This is a genomic window from Paenibacillus sp. Soil724D2 (assembly GCF_001427935.1).
Lineage (GTDB): Bacteria > Bacillota > Bacilli > Paenibacillales > NBRC-103111 > Paenibacillus_E.
In genome coordinates this window covers 76,806-99,420 of the sequence record NZ_LMRY01000027.1, presented here as the reverse complement: position 1 = coordinate 99,420, position 22,615 = coordinate 76,806, and the positions used below count along the sequence as shown (strand labels likewise).

21 protein-coding genes are annotated in these 22,615 nt (G+C 43.4%); 4 read left to right on the top strand and 17 right to left on the bottom strand.

Annotation, left to right across the window (positions count from 1 at the left end):
• Positions 1–119 precede the first annotated feature (119 nt).
• Positions 120–869 carry an HAD family hydrolase gene (locus tag ASG85_RS22090; protein ID WP_060647770.1) on the top strand — a complete coding sequence of 250 codons (750 nt, stop codon included), beginning with the start codon at positions 120–122 and terminating at the stop codon, positions 867–869.
• An 11-nt stretch (positions 870–880) separates the two neighbouring features.
• Here ASG85_RS22090 and ASG85_RS22085 read toward each other — a convergent pair whose 3' ends face one another.
• The gene (locus tag ASG85_RS22085; RefSeq protein ID WP_060647769.1) at positions 881–2,623 is read right to left on the bottom strand and encodes a GGDEF domain-containing protein; all 1,743 of its coding nucleotides are present in this window, start codon (positions 2,621–2,623) and stop codon (positions 881–883) included.
• A 191-nt stretch (positions 2,624–2,814) separates the two neighbouring features.
• Here ASG85_RS22085 and ASG85_RS22080 point away from each other — a divergent pair, with 191 nt between their 5' ends.
• Positions 2,815–4,392 carry a response regulator gene (locus tag ASG85_RS22080; RefSeq protein WP_057307477.1) on the top strand — a complete coding sequence of 526 codons (1,578 nt, stop codon included), beginning with the start codon at positions 2,815–2,817 and terminating at the stop codon, positions 4,390–4,392.
• Between the two features lie 53 nt (positions 4,393–4,445).
• On the opposite strand, the gene phoU is transcribed toward ASG85_RS22080, so the two are convergent.
• From phoU to ASG85_RS22055, 5 genes are all read right to left on the bottom strand, one after another.
• Positions 4,446–5,105, bottom strand: coding sequence for a phosphate signaling complex protein PhoU (gene phoU / locus ASG85_RS22075; protein ID WP_057307420.1), 660 nt, complete (start codon positions 5,103–5,105; stop codon positions 4,446–4,448).
• Positions 5,106–5,130: 25 nt separating this feature from the next.
• Positions 5,131–5,892 carry a phosphate ABC transporter ATP-binding protein PstB gene (gene pstB / locus ASG85_RS22070; protein WP_057307419.1) on the bottom strand — a complete coding sequence of 254 codons (762 nt, stop codon included), beginning with the start codon at positions 5,890–5,892 and terminating at the stop codon, positions 5,131–5,133.
• Positions 5,893–5,895: 3 nt separating this feature from the next.
• Positions 5,896–6,753 carry a phosphate ABC transporter permease PstA gene (pstA, locus tag ASG85_RS22065; protein ID WP_057307418.1) on the bottom strand — a complete coding sequence of 286 codons (858 nt, stop codon included), beginning with the start codon at positions 6,751–6,753 and terminating at the stop codon, positions 5,896–5,898.
• On the bottom strand, positions 6,750–7,685 hold the full coding sequence (pstC, locus tag ASG85_RS22060) for a phosphate ABC transporter permease subunit PstC (protein ID WP_057307417.1): 936 nt from the start codon (positions 7,683–7,685) through the stop codon (positions 6,750–6,752). Before pstC ends, pstA begins: the two co-directional genes overlap by 4 nt.
• A gap of 158 nt (positions 7,686–7,843) precedes the next feature.
• The gene (locus ASG85_RS22055) at positions 7,844–8,752 is read right to left on the bottom strand and encodes a phosphate ABC transporter substrate-binding protein (RefSeq protein WP_057307416.1); all 909 of its coding nucleotides are present in this window, start codon (positions 8,750–8,752) and stop codon (positions 7,844–7,846) included.
• 296 nt (positions 8,753–9,048) lie between these two features.
• On the opposite strand from ASG85_RS22055, the gene ASG85_RS22050 reads away from it, so the two are divergent.
• Complete coding sequence (locus ASG85_RS22050; RefSeq protein ID WP_057307415.1) at positions 9,049–10,977, top strand: methyl-accepting chemotaxis protein; 1,929 nt, start codon at positions 9,049–9,051, stop codon at positions 10,975–10,977.
• Positions 10,978–11,088: 111 nt separating this feature from the next.
• On the opposite strand, the gene ASG85_RS22045 is transcribed toward ASG85_RS22050, so the two are convergent.
• From ASG85_RS22045 to ASG85_RS22005, 9 genes are all read right to left on the bottom strand, one after another.
• Complete coding sequence (locus ASG85_RS22045; RefSeq protein WP_063860346.1) at positions 11,089–12,411, bottom strand: NAD(P)-binding domain-containing protein; 1,323 nt, start codon at positions 12,409–12,411, stop codon at positions 11,089–11,091.
• A gap of 95 nt (positions 12,412–12,506) precedes the next feature.
• The gene (locus ASG85_RS22040; RefSeq protein WP_060647781.1) at positions 12,507–12,821 is read right to left on the bottom strand and encodes an ArsR/SmtB family transcription factor; all 315 of its coding nucleotides are present in this window, start codon (positions 12,819–12,821) and stop codon (positions 12,507–12,509) included.
• A gap of 215 nt (positions 12,822–13,036) precedes the next feature.
• Positions 13,037–15,466 (bottom strand): heavy metal translocating P-type ATPase, encoded by a 2,430-nt coding sequence (locus ASG85_RS22035; RefSeq protein ID WP_057307414.1) that lies wholly within the window; start codon positions 15,464–15,466, stop codon positions 13,037–13,039.
• A gap of 94 nt (positions 15,467–15,560) precedes the next feature.
• Positions 15,561–15,764: a copper chaperone CopZ gene (gene copZ, locus ASG85_RS22030; protein WP_057307413.1), complete on the bottom strand. Its 204-nt coding sequence runs from the start codon at positions 15,762–15,764 to the stop codon at positions 15,561–15,563.
• A gap of 17 nt (positions 15,765–15,781) precedes the next feature.
• Positions 15,782–16,114 carry a metal-sensitive transcriptional regulator gene (locus ASG85_RS22025; RefSeq protein WP_235549480.1) on the bottom strand — a complete coding sequence of 111 codons (333 nt, stop codon included), beginning with the start codon at positions 16,112–16,114 and terminating at the stop codon, positions 15,782–15,784.
• 160 nt (positions 16,115–16,274) lie between these two features.
• Positions 16,275–17,123: an MBL fold metallo-hydrolase gene (locus ASG85_RS22020; protein WP_057307411.1), complete on the bottom strand. Its 849-nt coding sequence runs from the start codon at positions 17,121–17,123 to the stop codon at positions 16,275–16,277.
• 153 nt (positions 17,124–17,276) lie between these two features.
• On the bottom strand, positions 17,277–18,083 hold the full coding sequence (motB, locus tag ASG85_RS22015) for a flagellar motor protein MotB (protein ID WP_057307410.1): 807 nt from the start codon (positions 18,081–18,083) through the stop codon (positions 17,277–17,279).
• Positions 18,080–18,874: a flagellar motor stator protein MotA gene (gene motA, locus ASG85_RS22010; protein ID WP_057307409.1), complete on the bottom strand. Its 795-nt coding sequence runs from the start codon at positions 18,872–18,874 to the stop codon at positions 18,080–18,082. Before motA ends, motB begins: the two co-directional genes overlap by 4 nt.
• 24 nt (positions 18,875–18,898) lie before the next feature.
• Positions 18,899–19,357: a MarR family winged helix-turn-helix transcriptional regulator gene (locus tag ASG85_RS22005; protein ID WP_060647768.1), complete on the bottom strand. Its 459-nt coding sequence runs from the start codon at positions 19,355–19,357 to the stop codon at positions 18,899–18,901.
• Positions 19,358–19,665: 308 nt separating this feature from the next.
• Between ASG85_RS22005 and ASG85_RS22000 the strand changes: the two genes are divergently transcribed.
• Entirely contained in the window at positions 19,666–20,532 is an 867-nt protein-coding gene (locus tag ASG85_RS22000; RefSeq protein WP_060647767.1) for an aldo/keto reductase, read from the top strand.
• Positions 20,533–20,617: 85 nt separating this feature from the next.
• Here ASG85_RS22000 and ASG85_RS21995 read toward each other — a convergent pair whose 3' ends face one another.
• The gene (locus ASG85_RS21995; RefSeq protein ID WP_060647766.1) at positions 20,618–20,881 is read right to left on the bottom strand and encodes an HPr family phosphocarrier protein; all 264 of its coding nucleotides are present in this window, start codon (positions 20,879–20,881) and stop codon (positions 20,618–20,620) included.
• Complete coding sequence (ptsP, locus tag ASG85_RS21990; protein ID WP_060647780.1) at positions 20,878–22,605, bottom strand: phosphoenolpyruvate--protein phosphotransferase; 1,728 nt, start codon at positions 22,603–22,605, stop codon at positions 20,878–20,880. The genes ASG85_RS21995 and ptsP overlap by 4 nt, the downstream gene beginning before the upstream one ends.
• Positions 22,606–22,615: the final 10 nt, after the last annotated feature.

Here is a 22,615-nt window from a genome sequence, read left to right as displayed (position 1 = left end):
ATTTTTGACATACTTCCTTCATCATAGCATACGAAATTAAAATAAAAAAACGGTTCCGCACATAAACATGTATGGAATCCATTATTCAATGGGCCGGTCTTCAGAAGGAGGTTCTCCATATGAGCCCTTTTTTCTCACCAATACGCAAAAAGGTTATTTTTTTCGATATGAATAATACGATTCTGGATCGCAGACAATGCTTTGATTCGGCATTCCTTGAAGTCATGAACGACTTTACGGCGAGATGGGATCCGGGCGAAATGCTTTTTACCAGCCAAGAAGCCCTGCAAAGCTATAAGATGGAGTGGAGCCGTCACCGAAAGGCACCGATAAGGAGTCCCATATCCCCTGATGAGCTGCGTCACATTTGTTTACGCAAAGCTCTTCAACCTATGCCCGTGAACGTCAGTCCTGCTTTTACACGGTCTTTTTTCGAACAGGTAGAAGAACAGGAAGACAACTTCGTTGCCCTCTTTCCCGGCGTTGAAGAAACACTAGAGGCGTTATCACATAACTATAAACTGGCTATCATCAGTAACGGTAATCGGAAAAGACTTCAGAGCAATTTGGAGAAAATGAAACTCACCAGGTGGTTCGATCAAGATCGGTTGTTTAGTTCCGAGAAGGATGGACCGCGAAAGCCGCACCCAGCTATCTTTGAGAGAGCCCTAAAGACGATGAGCACGGCTTCAAACCAAAGTGTTATGGTTGGAAATTCGTGGCGTAATGATGTGGTGGGGGCCGCGTCAAGCGGTATGGATGCAATCTGGATACATCCGGGAAATATCAAGAAAATATCCGAGCGCCGAATCGGCAAACAGAAGGTCATTATTATCCGTTCTTTTAAACAATTGTTACATACTTTCTAATTCAAAGTTCATCAGCCAATTTTTTCGAAATAATAAATACTTCCTTGATGTGCTTTGGCTTTCTTTTTGAGTAAGGCGGCTGTTTGGGAAATGTGTTCGAGTGAAATGGGAGATTCGCAGACACAGACGACTAAAGAGAGCGAAAGCGTAACTCCCTCGCTCTTTACCTTATTGCCGCTCCGGTCCCATACATACTCCCACTCCTCATCCTCATAGAACATCTGCACACCTTGTTCAAAGCGGCGAATGATTTCCTGACACAGTTGTCTTGGAGATAAAGTGGCAGAGATCGCGATAAAATCATCGCCTCCCACGTGCCCGACAAAATCATGCGGTGTCCCACAAACCGCAATGGATTGCTGCATAACATCCGCTGTATATTGAATCAGTTGATCCCCTTTTTGAAATCCAAACCGATCATTGAACCATTTGAAGTAATCCAGATCCGCATAAACCACATGAAACGGTTTGTTCTCACTTATCCTCTTGTTCAATTCGCGATTGATTTGCAAATTCCCTGGCAGTCCAGTTAGTGGATTAGCCACACGCGCAGACTCCATTCGTACATTCGTTATACTCTCAAGAATCGTTCTGATGGAGGCTACTCCTCCCAACTTGCCATTGTTTGTGACGATGACTAGGTCGTATAAGTGGTTGATTGCGCGTGAAGTAGCCATCTGCGATACTTCCTCAACAGGCATGAACTCGTCCACAATTAGCGGCGATTCATCCATGATGTTGTCAATGGTTCGATTCCAGAACAAGGAGAAGGCGTATTGGCCGGTTAGTTGCTGAAATAAGCGGTCTCTCATCATGAGGCCAACCGGCACTTCTTCATCCACGATGACAGCACCCACGGCCTCTTGATTTTTTTTGAAGTAATCCGCCACTTCCGAAATCAGCTTTTTCTTGTCAAACACTTTCACAGGCGTTTTGAGGTCGCCAATGCTCCAAGTCATACTGCCTCCTTGTACTTTGCGATGCTGCCAAATCAACATTTTATGGATATCCTGCACCTTCGCGGGAGATTCATTGGGCTTTCCAAGCAAAAAGCCTTGGGCATAATGCACGCCGAGCCGTGTTAATTTGGTCAGTTCATCCGCATGTTCAATGCCTTCAGCAATAAGGGAAATGTTCATTTTATGGGCAAAAGTTACGAACGTTTCAAGGATATACTCTTTTACTTTGTTTTTATGTATATTTTCTATGAGGGAACGATCAATTTTAATAAAATCCGGTTGAAGTTCCGCAATCGCTTGAAGAGAGGAGTATCCTGCACCAGCATCATCTATGGCAATTCGATAACCTTGTTTACGGTAATGCTCCAGAATCTTTTGCGCTAAGGAGAAATCTTCAATCGAACTTCTTTCCGTAATTTCAAAAACGACATTGCTTGGGCGGAGTCCGTATCTCTGTAAAATCTCAAGCGTTTTACCAGGAACAAAACCCGGATCGTAAAGCACTTGGGATGAAATATTAATAAAAAGCAATTGCTGCGAATGCTCCAAAATGGATCCTTTGATCGCTTGTTCACGAGCAAGCTGCTCAAGCATATAGAGCTCACCTTGCTGCTCTGCGAATTGAAACATGGCCAAAGGTGAATGAAATGGACTATCTTTGGGACCTCGCGTTAACGCTTCATACCCCATTACTTGACCATCCTGTAGTGAGATGATAGGTTGATAAACGGAATAAATGTACTCTTTATCTATCATATTATAAAATTGTTCCAGCTTTTCTGACTGAGCATTCATGTCCATCATCCCTTACCTGAATATACTTATTACTCTAGTCTATCAAATCAAATGACTGGCTTTATTATCCATATGTAAAATGTATGTAAAGACTTCAAAAAAAAAAGAGGGAATTCAATCTTTTTCCCGAAAAAGAGAGGGATGGATTGTTAGGTGCGTACAAGCTTGTACAAGCACGGAAAGGATTTGAAATGGAACAACAAGTAAAAATCTTGGCGGTAGATGACCGCTACGAGAACTTGCTGGCTCTGAATAGCATTCTGGCCTCTTCCAACTATGACGTTATTTCTCTGCAATCGGGCGAGGAAGTTCTAAGATATTTATTAAAAGAACCCGCTGATCACATCGCTGTCATCTTGATGGATGTGCAAATGCCTGGACTTAGCGGCTTCGAGACGGCCGAACTGATCAAGCAGCGGAAAGCTTGTCAGGATATTCCCATCATCTTCCTAACGGCTCTAAGCACCTCTATCGAGCATGTGTTGAAGGGCTATCATGTGGGCTCTATTGATTATTTATTCAAACCTATTCACCCTAAAATGCTGCGAATGAAAGTCGATGGCTTCGTTAACATGCACCTCAATCATCAAAAAATTAAATATCAAAGCGAACTGCTGCATAAGCGAACGATAGATCTCGAAGAGACGAATCGCAAGTTAGCTGAAGCGGAAGAGAAACTAAAGCAGCAAAATTTTCTTTTGGAACAATGGGTGGAAGAGCGAACCTCCGAATTAGTGGATGCCCATGAAAAGCTGATAAAATCACAGGAACATTTCAAGAAAATGTTCATGCTCTCTCCTTCTTTGATGGCTATTCGCCGCCTACCAGACCTCACCTATCTCGAAATCAATGAAAGCTGGAAACAATATACAGGCTACGGCGATGAAATCATTGGAACAACACTAGATCTCTTACGAATTGAAGTCGGTGATTCAAGAGACTTTAATGATGTCATCCATAATTGCAAGGTCAAGTACGAAACCAAGTCTAAGGAAATTCGAACGGCCCTGCTTTCAACGGAAATCATTGATATAGAAAATGAAAGATGCTTGCTCGAAGTTGCCGTCGATATCACGGAAAGCTTGCGATTTGAATCGGAAATGGCTCGTCTAGCTCAACTCAATCTAGTTGGGGAAATGGCCGCCGGTATTGCCCATGAGATTCGCAACCCGATGACGACTATTCGCGGCTTCCTCCAATTATTTCGCGAGAACGATCGTCATATGCAAAAAGAATACATCCCTATCATGCTGGAAGAGTTGGACCGAGCGAACGAAATTATTACCGAATATTTATCCCTAGCCAAAAATAAACAGTCCCACCAAAAGCCTGAAAGCATCAACCGTATTATTGAAATGCTCCTCCCCCTCATCCAAGCAGAAGCCGTCATGTCCGGCAAGCATGTTCATTTCCAATTCAAGGATTGTCCTGTCATTCAACTCGACGATAAAGAAATGCGTCAACTCATTTTGAATATGTGTATGAATGGACTGGAAGCCATGAGCCTCGGTGGTAAGCTGAGAATTGAAACCTATACCGAGATAGAACATGTTGTCCTTCTGATCGCTGATGAAGGTATTGGAATTAATGAGGAACATCTGGAGAAGCTAGGAAGACCTTTCTTCACGACCAAAGATGAAGGTACAGGGCTCGGTTTAGCTATTTGCTACAGCATCGCTGCCAGGCATCACGCATCGATTGAAGTTCAGTCAAGTGAGAACGGAACAACCTTCCTCATTCGTTTTCCGATTAAAGCGGCACGCACATGAAAAAGGGACGCTCACAAGTCATGATGACTTAGGAGCGTCCCTTTTGGATCTACTTACACATTCAAGTCTTTGCGTTTCCCTGTGACCATATAAATAACACCTTCACCGATATTCGTTGTGTGATCAGCTACGCGCTCTAAGAAATGGGCAACAAACAATAAATGGGTCAACTGACGGTTGCGATTGTAATCCGAACCCATCATCCCCATCAATTCCTGCATGACCGAGCTGTATAGCTTATCCACACGGTCATCTTTCTCGGCAAGCGACGCAGCCCTATGAACATCGCGCTCCGTATAAGAAAGGAGGCTCTCATGCAGCATCTCAATGGCAATATCGGCCATTTCAGGAATGACTTCCAGCGGCTTAACAAGCTCTTCTCCAGCCAGACGGATCGTAATCTTGGCAATATCTACGGCATGATCAGCAATTCGTTCCAAGTCTGTAGCGATTTTCATAGCCGTTCCAATGATTCGCAGATCACTTGCCATTGGTTGTTGTAAAGCAATTAATCGAAGGCAAAGCTCATCGATTGTCGTTAAATAATCATCAATGTGATCATCATTCTTAATGACTTGCCGTGCCATATTCTCATCGAACTTGGCCAACGACTCTACGGAATTAAGAATCAAATCCTTAACTCTTTCCCCCATATCCTGCAATTCACTTTGCAAAACTGACAATGATTGATGAAACCCAGGTCTTGCGTCCATTTTACGTCTCTCCCCTCAGTTGTAGTTAACCGAATCTTCCCGTAATGTAATCTTCCGTACGTTGATCATTCGGATTGGTGAAAATTTTATCCGTCTTGTCCGTTTCCACTAAGTATCCATTGAGGAAGAAGGAGGTCATATCCGAAATCCTTGCCGCCTGCTGCATGTTGTGCGTAACGATAATGATGGTATATTTCTCTTTCAGTGTTTGTGTCAACTCTTCAACTTTGAGCGTTGAGATTGGATCTAACGCTGATGTAGGCTCATCCATAAGAAGTACGTCGGGTTCAACAGCTAGTAACCGGGCGATACATAAACGCTGCTGTTGTCCACCGGACAGCCCTAGAGCAGATTTATGCAATCGATCCTTTACTTCATCCCACAAAGCTGCTTGTACAAGACTGCGCTCTACGATTTCGTCTAGGACCGCTTTCTTCTTAGTTCCATGAATGCGAGGGCCATAGGCAATGTTGTCATAGATGCTCATGGGAAATGGATTTGGACGTTGAAATACCATCCCTACGCGCTTACGCAGTGAAACAACATCGGAATCGGAATCATAGATATTGTGACCATCAACGGCAACTTTTCCAGTAATACGTACACTATCAATGAGATCATTCATACGGTTCAAGGTGCGCAGGAAGGTGGATTTCCCACAGCCTGAAGGACCGATCAAAGCGGCGATTGTACCCGTTTCAATGGCTAATTCAATATCGTGGAGAGCATGATTATCTCCGTAAAATAAATTTAATTTGTCCGCTTTAATCTTATGCTTGGTCGCCACGATTTATTTCCCCCCGGAAAGTCTTTTTTGTAAAATTCGGCTTGGAATACTGACAAGCAGGTTAAAGATGAGTACAACGATCAGGAGCAGCGCGGCGCTTCCTTTAGCAATCTCCTTGGCATCTGGAACTAACGCTTCAGCGCCAACGTACCACAGATGAACGGATAGCGTCTCCCCCATCTTCAGTGGATTGAAATCCGGAAAGAAGCGAGAAACCGATAAGCCGGCCGTGTAAATGAGAATGGCAGATTCGCCTAACGCGCGTCCTGCAATCAAAGTAATCCCCGTAATTAAGCTTGGCAGCGACGCAGGGATGAGCACTTTGCGAATGGCCTGCCATCTGGTTGAGCCAAGGGCAAGACTTGCCTCCCAATAAGATTCAGGAACTGTTCGGATAGCCACCTCTGTGACCCTTACCATAACGGGTAAATTAAGCAGGGCGACTGTCGCGGCCCCACCAATAATGGAAAACTTCAGACCTAACAAATTGGCAAATAGTAAGAACCCGAACAAACCAAATACGATAGAAGGAACAGAAGCTAGGGCTTCAACCGAGATACGCACGAGATCAGTAAACCAATTTTTTTGTGCGTAAATTGCCAAGTATATCCCCGAAAATAAACCGATTGGAATGGATATCACCAGAGATAAGAATAGGACATAGAAGGAGTTGAACAATTGCGGACCTACACCGCCGCCAGCTTTGATCTCCTCAGACTTCCCAAAGATGAAATTCCATGATAGATGTGGAACACCATCACCTAATATTCGAAATAAAAACCAAGCTAGAATCAATATAATAACAATGCCCGATGCCCAGAAGTACAACGTGGCCAAACGATCCGTTGTTTTGCTTTTCATTTAAGTTCACTCCTTTTGGCTACGATACGGATTATAAGAATTAAGGACAAGGAGATCACGAGTAAAAGAAGCGCCATTAAATAGAGCGCATTATTCCAAGTGCTGCCGTAATTCGTATTCCCCATATCCTTCACAATCGCGGTCGTTAATACCGTGGTTGAGTCAAGGAGTGATTTCGGCATTTGCGGAGAGTTACCAATAACCATGAATACAGCCATCGTTTCCCCGATTGCACGCCCCATGCCAAGGATGATTGCTGTTAGAATACCAGGTCTAGCTGCAGGCAGAAGGACCCGCCACATAGTTTGCCAACGTGTTGCTCCTAATGCCAGTGATGCTTCCTCCAGACGACTCGGCAATGCGCGGATAGCATCTTCTGAGATCGAGAGAATGGTTGGTAAGATCATGATAGCGAGAATGATGGAAGCTGGTAAAATACCGTAACCTACCCCGCCTGTAATTTTACCGAGTGCAGGAACGATAACCGTCAAGCCGATTAGGCCATAAACAACCGAAGGGATACCTACGAATAGATCCGTCGCAGGACGCATGATTTCACGCATCCATTTCGGCGCAATTTTAGCCATGAATAATGCCCCTGACAAAGCAAGCGGCACTGAAAACACAACCGAAACCAATGTCATGAGCAGCGTGCTGTATAAAAATGGAAGAGCTCCGAATTTATTTTGACCTGGCGTCCAATCCGTTGAAAAGAAAAATTCTAAAGGACTGACTCCTTGGAAAGTCTTAATCCCCTGCATCCCCACGAAAACAATGATAGAAAAAATGATGGCAGACACTAGGGCAGCACTTCCAACAAACACCCACCTCATGATGTTATCTTGTCTATGTTGTCCTTGGGTCCATTTCGTGACGATTGGACGGCTTTCGTCTGATTTCGCGTTCGTTAGTTTGTCTGCTACGGAATTCAATGGATAATTCCCCTTTCTCTTAAATCACATTACTTTAATGATAGAGCATGATTGTAATTGGATCGTCAAAGAATTGTTAAGGGAATGTAAAAGTTTCACGTTTCAAATTAAAAAAGAGCGCGGCATAGGATGCCAGCGCTCTTAGTTTGTTCTATTTATTATTTTTTAAGCAAATCAGCAGGTAAGAATTTCAAGTCACGAACTTGTTTACCTTGGAATTCTTTGCTTGAGATGTAAGCGATGAATGCTTTAGCAGGATCTTTCGCTTCACCTTTCGTGTACATATGCTCAACACCAAACAATTTGTAAGTACCGTTTTTGATGTTGTCCTCGGAGAACGCTACATTATCAATTTTCAATGCTTTTACAGTATCATCAACGTAAGGCGTATCAACATAACCAATGGAGCTGGACTGACCAGCAACAGCTGTTTTCATTGCACCGCTGTTTTCTTGTGTAATACCATCTTTCGTGAACTCTTTGCCATCAAGAATGATTTGTTTAACTAATGTACGGGAACCTGAGCTGTCTGGACGGTGAACAAGAACGATTTTCGCATCATTGCCGCCAACTTCTTTCCAGTTCGTAACTTTACCCATGTAAATGTCTGCTGCTTGTTGTTTTGTAACATTATCAACTTTTACATCTTTGTTTACGATCAATGCGAATGGAGCAATCGCTACTTGGTGGTCAACAAGACCTTTATCTTTATATTCAGCAGCTGGCTCAACGTCGGAGTTACCGATGTCTGAAGTACCGTCCGCTACGTTTTTAATTCCTGTGCCTGATCCGCCTGCAGTAACGTTGATCGTTACCTTTGGATTTTTTTCCATAAACTCAGTAGCTGCTTGTTTAACTAATGGAAGAAGCGCGCTTGAACCTGAAGCAGTAACCGTACCGCTTAGTTCTGTTTTTGTTGGAGCAGCTGAAGCAGCTGCACTAGCAGCAGGTGTTGGAGAAGCAGCATTTTTAGTATCTGTTTTTGCGCCGCAACCAACCAATGACCCCATCATTAATACCGCGGAAAGTGTGAATGTAATTCCTTTTTTCGACATGAACTTAAACATAGTTAGCATGTCCTCCTTTGATTTGTATGTTACTTGTTATGTTAGTCTCGATTCCACTTTGTTGTCTGTCGAACTAACTTACTTCCCTATCTTAACAACCGAATGTAAAATCCAAACCCACGAAACGTAAACGTAATGTAAAACTTTTAATTCTTCTTTCATTCGTTAAAAATTTGGGTAAATTTACATTTCTTTAACATAGTTAGATGCTTTAGTTAATAGAAGCAACCTATATTAATAAGTATCAATACGAAAACAGTCGAATATTGTCAAGTAATATATAGGAGGAATGACTTATGAAGAAGATCAAAATCAATATGACCATGCGATTAAAATTAATTGCCAGTTTCAGCGGAGTGCTTCTCATTTTCCTTTCCGTTGCTTTGTTTAATCTGAATCAAGTCAATCAAATCAAGAACCATATGACGGACCAGAACGATAAAGTCGAGCTTAAGGTGCTAGCTCTAGAGCTTAAAAATATGGTACAGGAAATGAACATCATTGCCTCAGGGCTGGAGATTTCCAAGAAACCGGAATACATCGCAAAATACAATGCAAAGCGAAAGCCCTACAATGATTTCATTCAAAAGATTGGAGATACGGCTTCAACTGCTGATCAAAAGAAGTGGCGAAGCCAATTAATTCAATTATCTGTTGATTACATAAATAACTTCGATTCTGCCAGCAAAATGGTCCAGGATCCTAACTTGAAGCCGACGGATCTGCAAATTAACCTTCTCTACCTATATAATGAGTCTCAGGAACTGAAGGATAAGATTTTTGAACTTGTTGATAAATTCTATGTAACTTATGCAGAGTCAGCTGAACAAGCAATTGCCAGCTCAACGAAAGCACTTAATGATAGCAGTAGAGTCATGTTGATTGCATTCGCAATTGTCGTTATTGTAACCATTATTATCGCTTTTCTAATCATTAGCTCCTTCACAAGGCCTATTCAAATTTTACAAAATGCCGTGTCGCTTATTGCCGCAGGAGATTTGTCCCATACGATAAATTCTACATCCAGAGATGAGTTAGGTAAGCTAAGTAACAGTTTCGACCATATGATCATTCAAGTTCGCAAGATGCTGAATGCTGCGATGCAGATTGCATCGTCACTATCCGAGCACTCCCATGAGTTTCACCGCTTTTCTAAGCTTACGGCATCGGCCAACACAGATATCTTGAAGGCAATTACAGAGATATCGACCGGTGCTGATGAGCAAGCCATGAAAACGGAGCAAAGCTCGATGATCATTGCAGAATTGGAAGCGGAGATTCGTGAAATAACCGCTTATACATATGAAATGAAGCGTACCAGTGAAGAGGCAGCGTCCGGTACATTACAAGGGACAGCATCCGTAAGGGCGCTGAAGTCATCGTCTGACCAGTCCCAGGCTGTCCTGCAGAAGGTCGATGCTGCCATGAAGACCTTGTCTGACAGCTCCAAGCAAATTGGCGCTATTATTCATTCGATCACGGAAATTTCTACACAGACGAACGTGCTTGCTTTGAACGCTGCGATTGAAGCGGCAAGAGCCGGCGCAAACGGCCGCGGCTTCTCTGTGATTGCAGATGAAGTGCGTCAGCTTTCACAGCAGACGAATGATTCCTCCAAGACAATCGGCGGCATCATTCAAGCGCTTCAGAAGCAAATCAAAGAATTACAGAGCTCACTGATCGAAGCTCGCGAATCTGCGGTTGCACAAAACCATCGGGTAACAGACACACTTGGTTCTTTCGAAGGCATCGAACAATCGATGAAGGGTATTATCGGGCAAATTGAACAAATCCATATAAAAATTGAGCACGTACAATCCAAAAATGACAGATTAGTAAATTCCGTTCAGTTCGTAGCAGCCATCGCGCAAGAAACAGCTGCTGGTGTCGAGGAAGTAAGCTCAACCTCGATTCAGCAGGATGCATCCATCCGCCGAATTGCTGAAGAGTCGGATGATATCCTTGTTCTTTCTCAGCAGTTATTTGCTGAGATTAGCAAATTCCAGATTGGTGAGAGTGCTATGGAAAATCATCAGGAAATATTTGATCTTCAATCGGAGCCTATTCAAGTCAGGAATGAAGTGCACTTCGAGGTTTTTGAAGATAATCAAATGGATTCGTTTCAAAAGGAACAAGATAACTCAACAACGGAAACACCACAGGATGACCTGGACAAAGGTGAATCTAGGAAAGAGAACAAAATGCTTGTTCTCGTAGGAAAATAATAGCTATCACCAAAATCCCTCTACTTCTAATTGGAAGCCTAGAGGGATTTTAATTTCGAGAAATACAACAAAAGCGAACCTATTATACCTAAGACGACACTGGTATAACCGTTAACCGCAGCAAGATGATTTTACCACTGCCTCCGATTTCTCAACTGGTGAAGGTCCGCAACATTCTTGGGTCCCGATACCGCAAACGCCCGTTTCCGGCAGTTCCAGCTCAACTCGTTCAGCTGCTGCCAGATCCCCGACAAGAGCAGCTACGACGGATCTAACTTGTTCATATCCTGTTGCCATTAGGAATGTTGGTGCTCTTCCATAACTTTTGGAACCAACAATGTAGAAATCCTTTTCAGGTTGACGCAGCTCCTTCTCGCCATGCGGTCTTACCGTACCGCAACTATGAACATTTGGATCGATCAATGGCGCTAACTCCATAACACTTTCCAATGTTGGGTCGGCAATTACTCTAACTTCTCGTAAAAAAGACAGATCTGGACGAGAACCCGTATTCGACACGATTTCATCGACAGCATCTAGATGAACCAATAAACCGTTTAAAGAGCCAATCACAACCATTTTATCTTTTTCCTGTTTCAATTCTTGAATGTGGAATGGCGTCAGAACCTTAACTTTTCCTGAATCAACTAGCTTTTGAATACGCGTACCAAGTTCTCCTCTTGCAGGAAGTTGATCCTGCTCCTGACCGCCATAAACATCATCTAGCCTAGATTTCCTTAAAATCCAAACGATTTCTGTGCTTCGAACTTGTTCCTTCAGTTTACCTAATTCTAATAAGGTATTGATTGCAGAGTGACCGCTCCCCACAACAATAACTTTTTTGCCGCTATATCGTTCCTTATGCTTACCCAGAACATCAGGTATTCCATAGTAAATTTGCTTATTTAAAGCCTGCTCTTCTGTCGTCCATATCCCTTCTGATATTATGGGATTCGGGTTCGACCAGGTACCGGATGCATCAATAACAGCCTTAGCCTCAATAAGGATTCGTTCCCCATTTTTCTCAACATGCAGGACAAACGGAAGATCTTTACGGCCATGTGTTTTCACTTTGCTCAGACCTTTACGGCTAACAGCAATAACTTTAGTATTTAAGTATAGATAAGGTTTGATTTCAGGCAATTCAGCAAAAGGATTGAAGTATTTATCAATCATCTCTTGTCCTGAAGGGATTCCTAAAGGATTCGGGACTTGCCAACCATGAGAAATAAGCAATTGCTTAGCAGCTTTATCCATATTGTATTCCCAAGAGGAAAACATTCGAACATGAGCCCAGCTGCGTACATTAGCCCCCACTTCTTCCCCCGCCTCAAACAAAACAAATGGTTCCTCTCTCATAACTAGCTGTGCTGCCGCGGCAAGGCCAACAGGCCCTCCACCTATGATAGCCACAGGTAACTTATTATCATTCATTGCATATACCTCCCTCTCAATATCATGCTATAGACTGATTAATCAAATTAAATTGATTTATTAATCAAAAAAAATTGATGTTAAAAATAAAAAAATTAAGAACGAGTAGGTCTAAATATGCAGCAAAGATCAGCTGAGAGTAATCCGTTTACTTCAGAGTTGTTTATCTCGTAGTAACTCCAAGTACCAATGATCTCTTTGGTGATCAATTTCGCATCCAAAAGAATTTTCAAATGATAAGACAGTTTAGACTGAGCCATATCAAAGATATCACAAAGGTCACATACGCAGGTTTTTCCCCGCTGTGTTAACTCATACATGATCTGTAGTCTTTTGTGATCTGCTAGTGCTTTAAATTTTGCTTCATACGTTTCAAAAAAAGAATCGTCTGGTGTGGATTTTGCATGTATCGTTTGTAATGGAATGATTGTTTTCACTTATTTCACCCGCTTTATTAATCAATTATTTTTGATTTATTAACAATATATAACATTACAAGCTAAAAAGCAATTACTTAATCAATTAATTTTGATTAAGTAATTGCTTATGGTTTAAACGCCTTTATTAAAAGAGCTTCAGCAAAAAAAATTTGCCGAAGCCTTTTCCCCCCTCCCATGTATGCCGATTATAACTTCATGCGTTGCAAGCGTAAGGCGTTTAACACAACGGATACCGAGCTTAGTGCCATAGCAGCACCGGCTACCCAGGGTGCTAAAAGGCCAAGTGCCGCAATCGGAATCCCGAGCGTATTGTAACCGAGTGCCCAAAATAGGTTTTGTTTAATATTCGTCATCGTTTTACGGCTCATATAAATGGCATCTGTAATGCTTGTAAGTTCTCCGCGCATCAGTGTTACGTCTGCTGCTTCCATCGCAATGTCAGTGCCGGTCCCAATCGCTATGCCGACGTCTGCAGTCGCAAGAGCAGGAGCATCGTTGATACCATCGCCAACCATCGCCACTATTTTTCCTTGCCCTTGAAGCTTCTTCACTTCCTCAGCTTTACCTTCCGGAAGCACCTCAGCAAGAACATGATCAATACCAACTTGCTGCGCGATAGCATGCGCTGTCCGATTGTTGTCACCTGTCATCATAATGACTTCGATGCCCATTTGTTTTAAACGAGAGACCGCTTCTTTCGATGTGTCCTTGATCGTATCCGCTACGGCTACCATACCTGCGTACTTGTTATCCACCGCTACGAGCATAGCGGTTTTACCTTCGGATTCGAGCTTTTCCATAGCCGTATCTGCTTTACCGAAGTCGATGGTTTTACGCTGCATGAGCTTACGGGTTCCAACCAGCACTTCCCTGCCTTCTACGATGGCTCGAATGCCGTAACCGGGAATGGCTTCAAACTGCTCAGTAGCGGTAAGTAGGATACCCTTAGCAACAATCCCATCAACAATCGCCTCAGCAAGCGGGTGCTCAGATTGTTTTTCGGCAGAGCCGATTAATCTAAGGATTGTATCTTCTTCATCCATGTTTTCAATTTTAACGTCTGTAAGTTCCGGTTTGCCTTTCGTTACCGTACCCGTTTTATCAAGCACGATGGTTTGCACTTTTTGCATCGATTCTAAATGTTCCCCGCCCTTAAATAGGATGCCAAATTCCGCCGCGCGGCCGGATCCGGCCATAATCGATGTTGGTGTTGCAAGACCTAAAGCACAAGGGCAAGCAATGACAAGGACAGCAATAGCCTTTTCCAGCGCAGTTGCAAACTCACCAGAAGCAACCCAGATATACCAAATCAGAAAGGTTACAATAGCAATTCCTACAACAATCGGGACAAAGATACCCGAAATCACGTCAGCGATACGCTGAATAGGCGCTTTAGAGCCTTGGGCTTCTTCTACAACTTTGATAATTTGAGCGAGAGCTGTCTCTTTCCCAACACGGGTTGCTTTTATTTTTAAGCTTCCGTTTTTATTAATTGTAGCGCCAATAACCGCGTCACTAGCTTTCTTCTCGACTGGGATACTTTCCCCAGTAAGCATGGATTCATCAACAGCGGACAAACCGTCTACAACTACACCGTCGACTGGGATTTTCTCACCCGGTTTTACAAGAACAATGTCTCCCATGACAACTTCCTCAACCGGTATAGCCATTTCTTCACCATTTCGAATGACTAATGCTGTTTTCGCTTGGAGCCCCATCAATTTCTTGATGGCTTCAGAAGTTCTCCCTTTTGCCAACACTTCAAATAACTTCCCTAAGATAATCAAAGTAATAAGTATTGCGCTTGTTTCGTAATACATATCTGGCGCATGGTTGTGGACATCAGCAGAAGTTGCCCACTGAAGCGTTAGGTATAAACTATAGAAGTACGCGGCTGATGTTCCGAGAGAAACAAGTACATCCATATTGGCGCTTTTATTACGAAGGGCTTTGTATGCTCCTACATAAAATTGACGACCGATAATAAACTGTACCGGTGTGGCCAGCACAAGCTGTACCCAAGGATTCATCATGAATTCTGGCAAGTAAATCCATGATGTAAATGTAAAGTGGCTCACCATGGCCCATAGAAGCGGTAGCGAAAGGATTGCCGATACCACTAACTGTATTTTCTTTTGATGTATCTCCTTTTGTTTATAATCGCCTTTAGCTTCCGCCTCCTCTTTACGTATGGCTTTGTATCCCAGTTGATCAACTTTATTAACCATATCACTTACTGACACTTCGACAGCGCTAAACTCAACATGGGCAGTTTCTAATGCAAGGTTAACAGTTGCTTTGCTAACACCTGGCATTTTATTTAAGCCTTTTTCAATACGTGTAGCGCATGCTGCGCAGGTCATGCCAACGATATTAAAATCAACTGCATCCTTTACGGTGCTGTAACCCAGATCCAGTATTTTTTCTTCCATGGCAGATACGCTGATTTGAGTCGGATTATAAATCACAGATGCCTTCTCGAGGGCAAAATTTACATTGGCATCTGAAACACCTTCTAATTTTTTCAAGCCTTTTTCGATCCGGTTCGCGCATGCCGCACAAGTCATGCCAGCAATTTGCAGACTTGCCTGTTGCTGCTCTAATTGTTTCGCCATTTCATTTCCCCCTGCCACAAATACCCCTATGGGGTATATTTTTTTGAAAAAAAATAGGTGTTACACTGGAGCCGCATGCAGCGGCTCATTTATCTTATTTCGCAACGTCATAGCCTTGATCTTCAATTGCTTCTTTAATAGCATCCAAAGAAACTTTAGACGCATCGAAATCTACAGTAACGGAACCACCGCTCAAATCAACTTTGCCGGAAGCTCCAAGTTTCTTAACTGCGCCTTCAACGGAGTTTACACAATGACCGCAGGACATACCTTCAACTTTAAGAGTAACTGTTTGCATATCTAATCTCTCCTTTATTATTTCATTAATTTATTCATGGTAATCATGAGTTCTTTGATAACCTCATTATCGCCTTCTTGAATGCGTTCGATCACACAGCTGTTTAGATGATGCTCGAGAAGCAGTTTCCCAACACCGTTTAAAGCTGATTGAACCGCGGCGATTTGATTTAACACATCGTCACAATACGTATCCTTCTCAATAAGACCTTTCACACCGCGAATTTGGCCTTCGATGCGATTGAGCCTAGAAATCAAATTGTTTTTTGTTTTATCAGAATGATGACTTTTTCGAGCACTGCCCGAATGGCAGCTGTCCTCATGTAATTCTTGTTTATCATGTTGTTCCATTAACATTACCTCCTCACATTTTGAATATACCATACCCCCATACCCTATATCAAGCCTAATATTACATTTACACAGATAAAAAATAATGTGGGGCTTCCCTCAGCCATTTTCACGGCTTTTGGGATAGCCCCATACTTTTGAAGACATACATTCATGCAGCCTAATGCACAAACCGACCTTCCTCCGGAATCGCTATCTTCTCGAAATCCTCCGCCAGACGACCTAATTCGCGACTGAGTTCTTCACCGTTCATCGGTTTTCCATGTCCCGTTAGCGCTAAAGATGGATGTAAATCTCGAAGCTTTCTAACCGAATCGCCAGCTGCTTGCCAGTCTGTCGTGAAATACTTTGGCGGTCCGCTTATTTCTTGTTCTTGCGTGAACACCTTGTAAAGCGACTCTTGCTTAACGGTAACGAAGGCATCTCCTGCTATTAATGAACCATCTTTGGCGCGAAAAAGAGAAATGTGTCCTGGTGTGTGTCCCGGCGTATGAATCCATTGCCATCCTGTCAGTCCAGGAACGATACCCTTAGCGGGCAAAGGATGTACATGATTACCTATGTTAATACCGTGGTTTGGAAATAGTGGCGATAGCTCGCTAACAAGCCCGCCATTTACCGTAGAATCCCCTTTTGGATAATTGGATTTTCCCGTCAAATAAGGGATTTCCAACTCATGCGCATATACCGGAACATCCCAGTATTCCAAAAGACTCTCAATGGCCCCGACATGGTCGAAATGTCCATGCGTCAAAATGATCGCCGTAGGCTTCTTATGTGCTCCAAAACGCTCCTCAGCGACACGAATGATCTCATCTGCCGATTGCGGCATACCAGCGTCAACTAAAAACCATTCTTTATCCTTGCTTGTTGGATTGCCAATGAAACAAATATTCACGATCTGAATGCAGTAACCATATATATCAATGGCTATCTCCTTGCCTTCACCGCTGGATAATGTAGTTAACGGGATATACGTATGCTCATATGTATGTTCTGTTGGCTCCATGTAAACCTCTCCTCATCAATACAAATTCCATTTTACTATCCCCATTTCGCTGTTAAATTAATCCGTACTTCTCGATATCAAATGTGTTTTTGAACAAAAAAAGGCCAGAGTCTAGCGACTCTTAGCCTAATTAGTCTTCATTGATAATTACTCTTATTTCGCAATCTCATCCGTCGCTTTAATGTTGCGCAAGATGCTCACTTCAACTCGGCGGTTCTTGGCTCTACCTTCCGTTGTATCATTTTCTGAAATCGGCCGGTATTCACCGAATCCGACTGAAGAGTAGGAAGCAGGCTCAATTTTACTGTTATTCAGAAGTATTTTCATAAAATTGACCGCACGCTTGGCGCTTAGATCCCAGTTCGTTTCAAAGTCAGCCCGGTGAATCGGGATATTATCCGTATGACCTGCGACTTGAACCTCATATCCTGGATAACTACCCAGCAGATTAGACATCGAAACAGCCAGCTTTTGTGATTCCTGTTTAATTATAGCCGACCCTGAATCGAACAGTGCACGGTCACTAATCGTAATGGTCAGCTTCTCATTATCCAGCTTCGTGGTTAGCTGCTCACTCATGTTGTTTTCTTTAATGTAAGCATCCATGCTTTGCTTTAATTCTTTGAGATCCTTCTCTTCCTTCTGCAGCTTAGCAGCCAGCTGGCTGTCGGTTTTACTTTCTTCTTTCGTTGGCGGATTCTGGTTCTTGTAATTATTTTTCGTAGAATTCGCCGCATCATCAATCGGAATCAAATTTGACATGGCGAAGGGCGCTTCCCCTCCGGTAAAGGCATTATTCAAGGACCGCATAATCGAGTCGTATTTCTTAGAATCCAACTGACTGGATGCAAACAGAATGATAAAGAGGGCTAGAAGCAAGGTAAGCAAATCCGCATAGGGAATGAGCCAGGTTTCATCAATATGTTCTTCATGATCCTCATGCTTCTTCTTTTTACTCACTGTGTAGCGGCCTCCTTCGAATCTTCGTCATACGACGCACGTTCATTATTGGCAACGAAGATCATCATTTTTTGCTTCACGGAATTGGCAGATACACCGGATTGAATAGAGAGCAACCCTTCTACGATCATTAGCTTAATTTCAACTTCTTTCTTAGACTTTTGCTTTAGCTTATTTGCGAATGGGTGAAAAATAACGTAACCAAGGAAAATCCCGAACATCGTTGCAACGAATGCCGCTGAAATCAGATGACCCAGTTTCTCTACTTCACTCAAATTACCAAGAGCTGCGATGAGTCCAACAACCGCGCCAAGTACGCCAAGTGTCGGTGCATATGTACCAGCTTGCGTAAAAATACCTGCAAATTTCTTATGTCTTGATTCCATTTCAGCAATATCTTCGAGCAATACGTCACGTACAAAATCTGCGTCATTCCCATCAATAATCAGGCGCATGCCGCTTTTCATAAAAGGGTCTGACAGCTCTTCCGCTTGCTTCTCCAAGGAAAGTAAGCCTTCACGGCGTGTAATGGACACCCAGTCGATGAATGTCTCAATCAGCTCTTTTTTAGGCATTAATTTCTGTTCGGTAAAAATAATTTTCAATAAGGTCGGAATCTTCTTTATTTCATCCATTGAAAAAGCGATAAATAAGGCCGATGCTGTACCGCCGAAAATAATTAAGGCAGCTGCTGGATTCAACAGTGCTACCAGGCTTGCCCCTTTCAATACCATACCCACACCAATGGATATAAAAGCTAAAACGATTCCGATTAGTGATGACTTCTCCATATTCAAGGCACCTCTCCCTATGATCTAATTTTCGTGAGTTGTCAAGCTCCCTAAGGATCTCAACAAGCTTGCCAGCGTTTCCTGTTCTTCCCCCAGTTTAGAAAAAAAACGGTGATCGGCTTGCTCGACAATGTCTAAGGCCTTGGATATCAAACTCTCTCCAGCTGGAGTTAAAGAGATTGACTTGGCTCTAGTGTCCGTGGGATGTTCCTTGCGAATGAGGAACCCTTTCTTTTCTAAGCTACGAAGTACTTGTGAGGCCATCATGGGATCAATGTGCGCATGCATGGCAATTTGAACCTGTGTCACATCCCCTAAAGGGGACTGAGAATTTAACCACTCTGTGGTGGCTAGCAAAATAAATTGAACATGCGTAAGATCCAAATCATGCAGGGCATGACGAAGATTTTTTTGCCATAGATTCGTAACCTGCCAAAGATGAAATCCTGGGCTGTCATAAGGCTTTAAGCGTTCAAATGTCATTGACCCTCCAATAATTCAACAAGAAAGTTATATATGTACATATAATAAGTTTATTTATTATTATACATCATTTTTTGTCGAAAACTAGGACTAAAGTCATGTTTTTTTTGTGAATATGCTAACAATTTGACGAATGCTAGCGTCCTTCTCTTACTTATTTTATACTTGAGGAGAACTAATTCCTGCTTGAACCGATATCAGTAGGAAGGAAACATGTTTCATAATACAATTTGGTATGACCAGGTATCCCTTTTGGAAACGATAGGAAAGAATGAAAGTCGCCATCTTACATACGAGGAGTGAATCATGTGGAGAAACGTTCGTTTGGTTCGACCGGCCAGCCATTTCCTGTCCTGAGCTTTGGTGCTCAGCGCATTGTCGACGAACACCAATGTACGGAAGAGGAAGCGATTCAAATTGTCAATCGTGCGATTGACGAAGGGATCACCTATTTCGATACAGCACCAAGCTACTCGGATGGGCAATCCGAGGAACGACTTGGTAAAGCATTAGCACGCGATGGACGAAGGAATGACGTATGGATTGCTACCAAAACGCATGATCGAACAAGAGACGGTTCCCTGAAGCTGCTGGAAGCAAGTCTGAAGCGTCTGCAAACGGATCACGTTGAAGAATGGCGATTGCATAATATCATGACAATGGAGGAGCTCGATAAGTGCTTCGCCAAAGGCGGAGCGCTAGAAGCGCTTCTTGAGGCCAAGGAACAAGGGATCATCAAGCATATCTCGATCAGCGGTCACACGAACCCTAGAGTTCAGCTGGAAGCGATTGAACGGTTCCCTTTTGACAGCGCTCTTGTAGCTTTATCTGCAGCGGATCATCTCATTTACAGCTTCGCTCATGAGTTTTTACCTAAAGCGAACGAGAAAGGTGTCGCTGTCATTGGCATGAAGGTTATGGCGCTCGGTAAGCTGGCTCCCTGGTACGAGAAAGCGCTCCAATATACGTTCTCGCTGCCAATATCTACGGCGATTGTCGGCATGGAATCCATGGCGCAGCTGGAACAAAATCTGGCCTTTGCTAAAAGCTTCAAGCCTATGACTGAGCTTGAGCAGCTTGAGTTCCTCAAAGAAATTGCTCATCTCGCCACCCCTGATGTGCTGCGTTGGAAAACAACCGATTGGGTATCTGGTGAATGGTACGTTCGTAACTAATGAAACAAGCCAGCAAGTATGTGCCATGATTATCGGCACTAACCTGCTGGCTTTTTCAATTGAATTGGACTGGGTTGTCATTCGCTTATTCTTCGAAGATGTGAGTCAGCAGCTCCCCTAGCTCTTTGATCGCTTGCTCCTCTTGCTCGCCGTCCACTTCCAAAGTGACTTCGTCATTCTGTTGAATGCCAAGCGTGAGCATGCTAAGCGAGCTTTTGCCGTTGACCTTCTTATCGCCTTTGATCACATTCACTTTGCATGGGAAAGTGCCAACCTTTTGAACGAATACTTTCGTCGGACGGGCGTGAAAGCCGGATGGATTTAGGACAGTAAAGGTTTGGGATATCATTTCAAGTCACTCCTTGTTTTCTGTTCTACGAATTGTTTAATTAGGGCCTGACTGCTCATGGATAAAATCTGCTCCGTGTAGCCCGCCCACTTCCTATGTGAGGTTTGTTTAATTAAAGCTCTCGCTGGCAAAATCGAGCTGGCACTCATGCTGAACTCATGGAGTCCCATGCCGAGAAGAATCGGTATGGCCGTTTCGTCACCGGCCATTTCTCCACACATGCCAACCCATTTCCCTTCTTTTGCAGCTGCCTGTATTACCATTTGAATTAAGCGTAAAATGGCTGGATGGCAAGGTTGGTATAAGTAAGAAACGGTTTCATTCATCCGATCAGCTGCCATTGTATATTGGATAAGATCATTCGTTCCAATACTGAAGAAATCGGCCTCTTTCGCCAAGAAATCCGCAGCTAGCGCTGCCGCAGGCACTTCAATCATAATACCGACCTCTATATTAGAGGACACGGCAATGCCTTCTTGAACTAGCTTCTCTTTCTCTTCTTGAAGCAATTGTTTGGCAGCCAGCAGCTCATCTACAACGGCAATCATTGGGAACATGATTTTCAATTGTCCATAATTGCTTGCTCTCAGAAGCGCCCTTAGCTGTGTACGAAACAGATCCTGCTTGCTCAGACATAAACGCACCGCGCGCAAGCCTAAGAATGGATTGCTTTCAACAGGGAGCTTCATATATGGCAGTTCTTTATCTCCCCCTATATCGAGTGTTCGTATGACGACAGGCTTATTGTCCATTCGCTCCAACACATGCTTATAGACCTGGAATTGTTCTTCTTCACTAGGCAGAGAGCTGCGCCCCATATAAAGGAATTCCGTCCTAAACAAACCAATACCTTCCGCCCCGTTAGCTAAAACCTTTTGCAAATCTTCCACACTGCCAATGTTGGCAGCCAATTCTACGCGGCGCCCGTCTGCTGAGATCGTAGGCTGATCCAACAGCTTCTGCAGTTCGATTCTTCGCTGATCGTATGCTGCTTTACGAGCTTTATAGGTCTCCATCTCTTCATCGTTTGGAGCGATGAGTACGGTGCCCTCTACGGCATCCATAATAATCATTGTGCCTGTTTTGATTTCCGCTGCGGCTGCTCCTGCTCCAACAATAGCTGGCACCTCAAGCGAGCGAGCCATGATCGCGGAATGAGAAGTACGGCTGCCGATCTCTGTTACAAAACCAAGCACATAATCGAGATTTAACTGTGCGGTATCGGATGGCGTCAAATCTTCCGCTATCAAAATGCACGGCTCGTTGATGGCCGCAATCGCCGCATAGGAGACACCGCGAAGCCGGCTCATGATCCGTCCGGTGACGTCACGCACGTCACTAGCGCGTTCCCGGAGCAGCTCGTTATCCATAGAGCTAAGCACTTCGATGAAGCTGCTCGCAACTTCATGCAGCTTAAATTCAGCATTCAAGATTTCGTCTTCAATGCCCTCGATAATAGCATCGATATAATCGGGATCTTCCAAAAGCATCAAATGTGCTTCGAAAATTTCAGCTTTCGCTGCACCCATGCGCTGTTCAGTCAAATCTTTAATCTCTTCTAACTCTAGTCTCGCTTCTTCAACAGCTTTACGGAAACGTTCTACTTCTATAAGAGCGTCTGCCACCTTCTCACGGGCAGGTACGTAATGATCATTGTTCAACCGAAAAGCTTTCGCTATCGCAATGCCGGGGGAAGCAGCAATGCCAGTTAATCGTTTTGTCATCATTTTAGCC

What these genes read in the sequence shown, in the direction of transcription:
- ASG85_RS22090 (WP_060647770.1), top strand. Translation starts at nt 120, where the DNA reads ATGAGCCCTTTTTTCTCACCAATACGCAAAAAGGTTATTTTTTTCGAT.
- ASG85_RS22085 (WP_060647769.1), bottom strand. Translation starts at nt 2,623, where the DNA reads ATGAATGCTCAGTCAGAAAAGCTGGAACAATTTTATAATATGATAGAT.
- ASG85_RS22080 (WP_057307477.1), top strand. Translation starts at nt 2,815, where the DNA reads ATGGAACAACAAGTAAAAATCTTGGCGGTAGATGACCGCTACGAGAAC.
- phoU (WP_057307420.1), bottom strand. Translation starts at nt 5,105, where the DNA reads ATGGACGCAAGACCTGGGTTTCATCAATCATTGTCAGTTTTGCAAAGT.
- pstA (WP_057307418.1), bottom strand. Translation starts at nt 6,753, where the DNA reads ATGAAAAGCAAAACAACGGATCGTTTGGCCACGTTGTACTTCTGGGCA.
- ASG85_RS22055 (WP_057307416.1), bottom strand. Translation starts at nt 8,752, where the DNA reads ATGTTTAAGTTCATGTCGAAAAAAGGAATTACATTCACACTTTCCGCG.
- ASG85_RS22050 (WP_057307415.1), top strand. Translation starts at nt 9,049, where the DNA reads ATGAAGAAGATCAAAATCAATATGACCATGCGATTAAAATTAATTGCC.
- ASG85_RS22045 (WP_063860346.1), bottom strand. Translation starts at nt 12,411, where the DNA reads ATGAATGATAATAAGTTACCTGTGGCTATCATAGGTGGAGGGCCTGTT.
- ASG85_RS22035 (WP_057307414.1), bottom strand. Translation starts at nt 15,466, where the DNA reads ATGGCGAAACAATTAGAGCAGCAACAGGCAAGTCTGCAAATTGCTGGC.
- copZ (WP_057307413.1), bottom strand. Translation starts at nt 15,764, where the DNA reads ATGCAAACAGTTACTCTTAAAGTTGAAGGTATGTCCTGCGGTCATTGT.
- ASG85_RS22025 (WP_235549480.1), bottom strand. Translation starts at nt 16,114, where the DNA reads ATGGAACAACATGATAAACAAGAATTACATGAGGACAGCTGCCATTCG.
- ASG85_RS22020 (WP_057307411.1), bottom strand. Translation starts at nt 17,123, where the DNA reads ATGGAGCCAACAGAACATACATATGAGCATACGTATATCCCGTTAACT.
- motA (WP_057307409.1), bottom strand. Translation starts at nt 18,874, where the DNA reads ATGGAGAAGTCATCACTAATCGGAATCGTTTTAGCTTTTATATCCATT.
- ASG85_RS22005 (WP_060647768.1), bottom strand. Translation starts at nt 19,357, where the DNA reads ATGACATTTGAACGCTTAAAGCCTTATGACAGCCCAGGATTTCATCTT.
- ASG85_RS21995 (WP_060647766.1), bottom strand. Translation starts at nt 20,881, where the DNA reads ATGATATCCCAAACCTTTACTGTCCTAAATCCATCCGGCTTTCACGCC.
- ptsP (WP_060647780.1), bottom strand. Translation starts at nt 22,605, where the DNA reads ATGACAAAACGATTAACTGGCATTGCTGCTTCCCCCGGCATTGCGATA.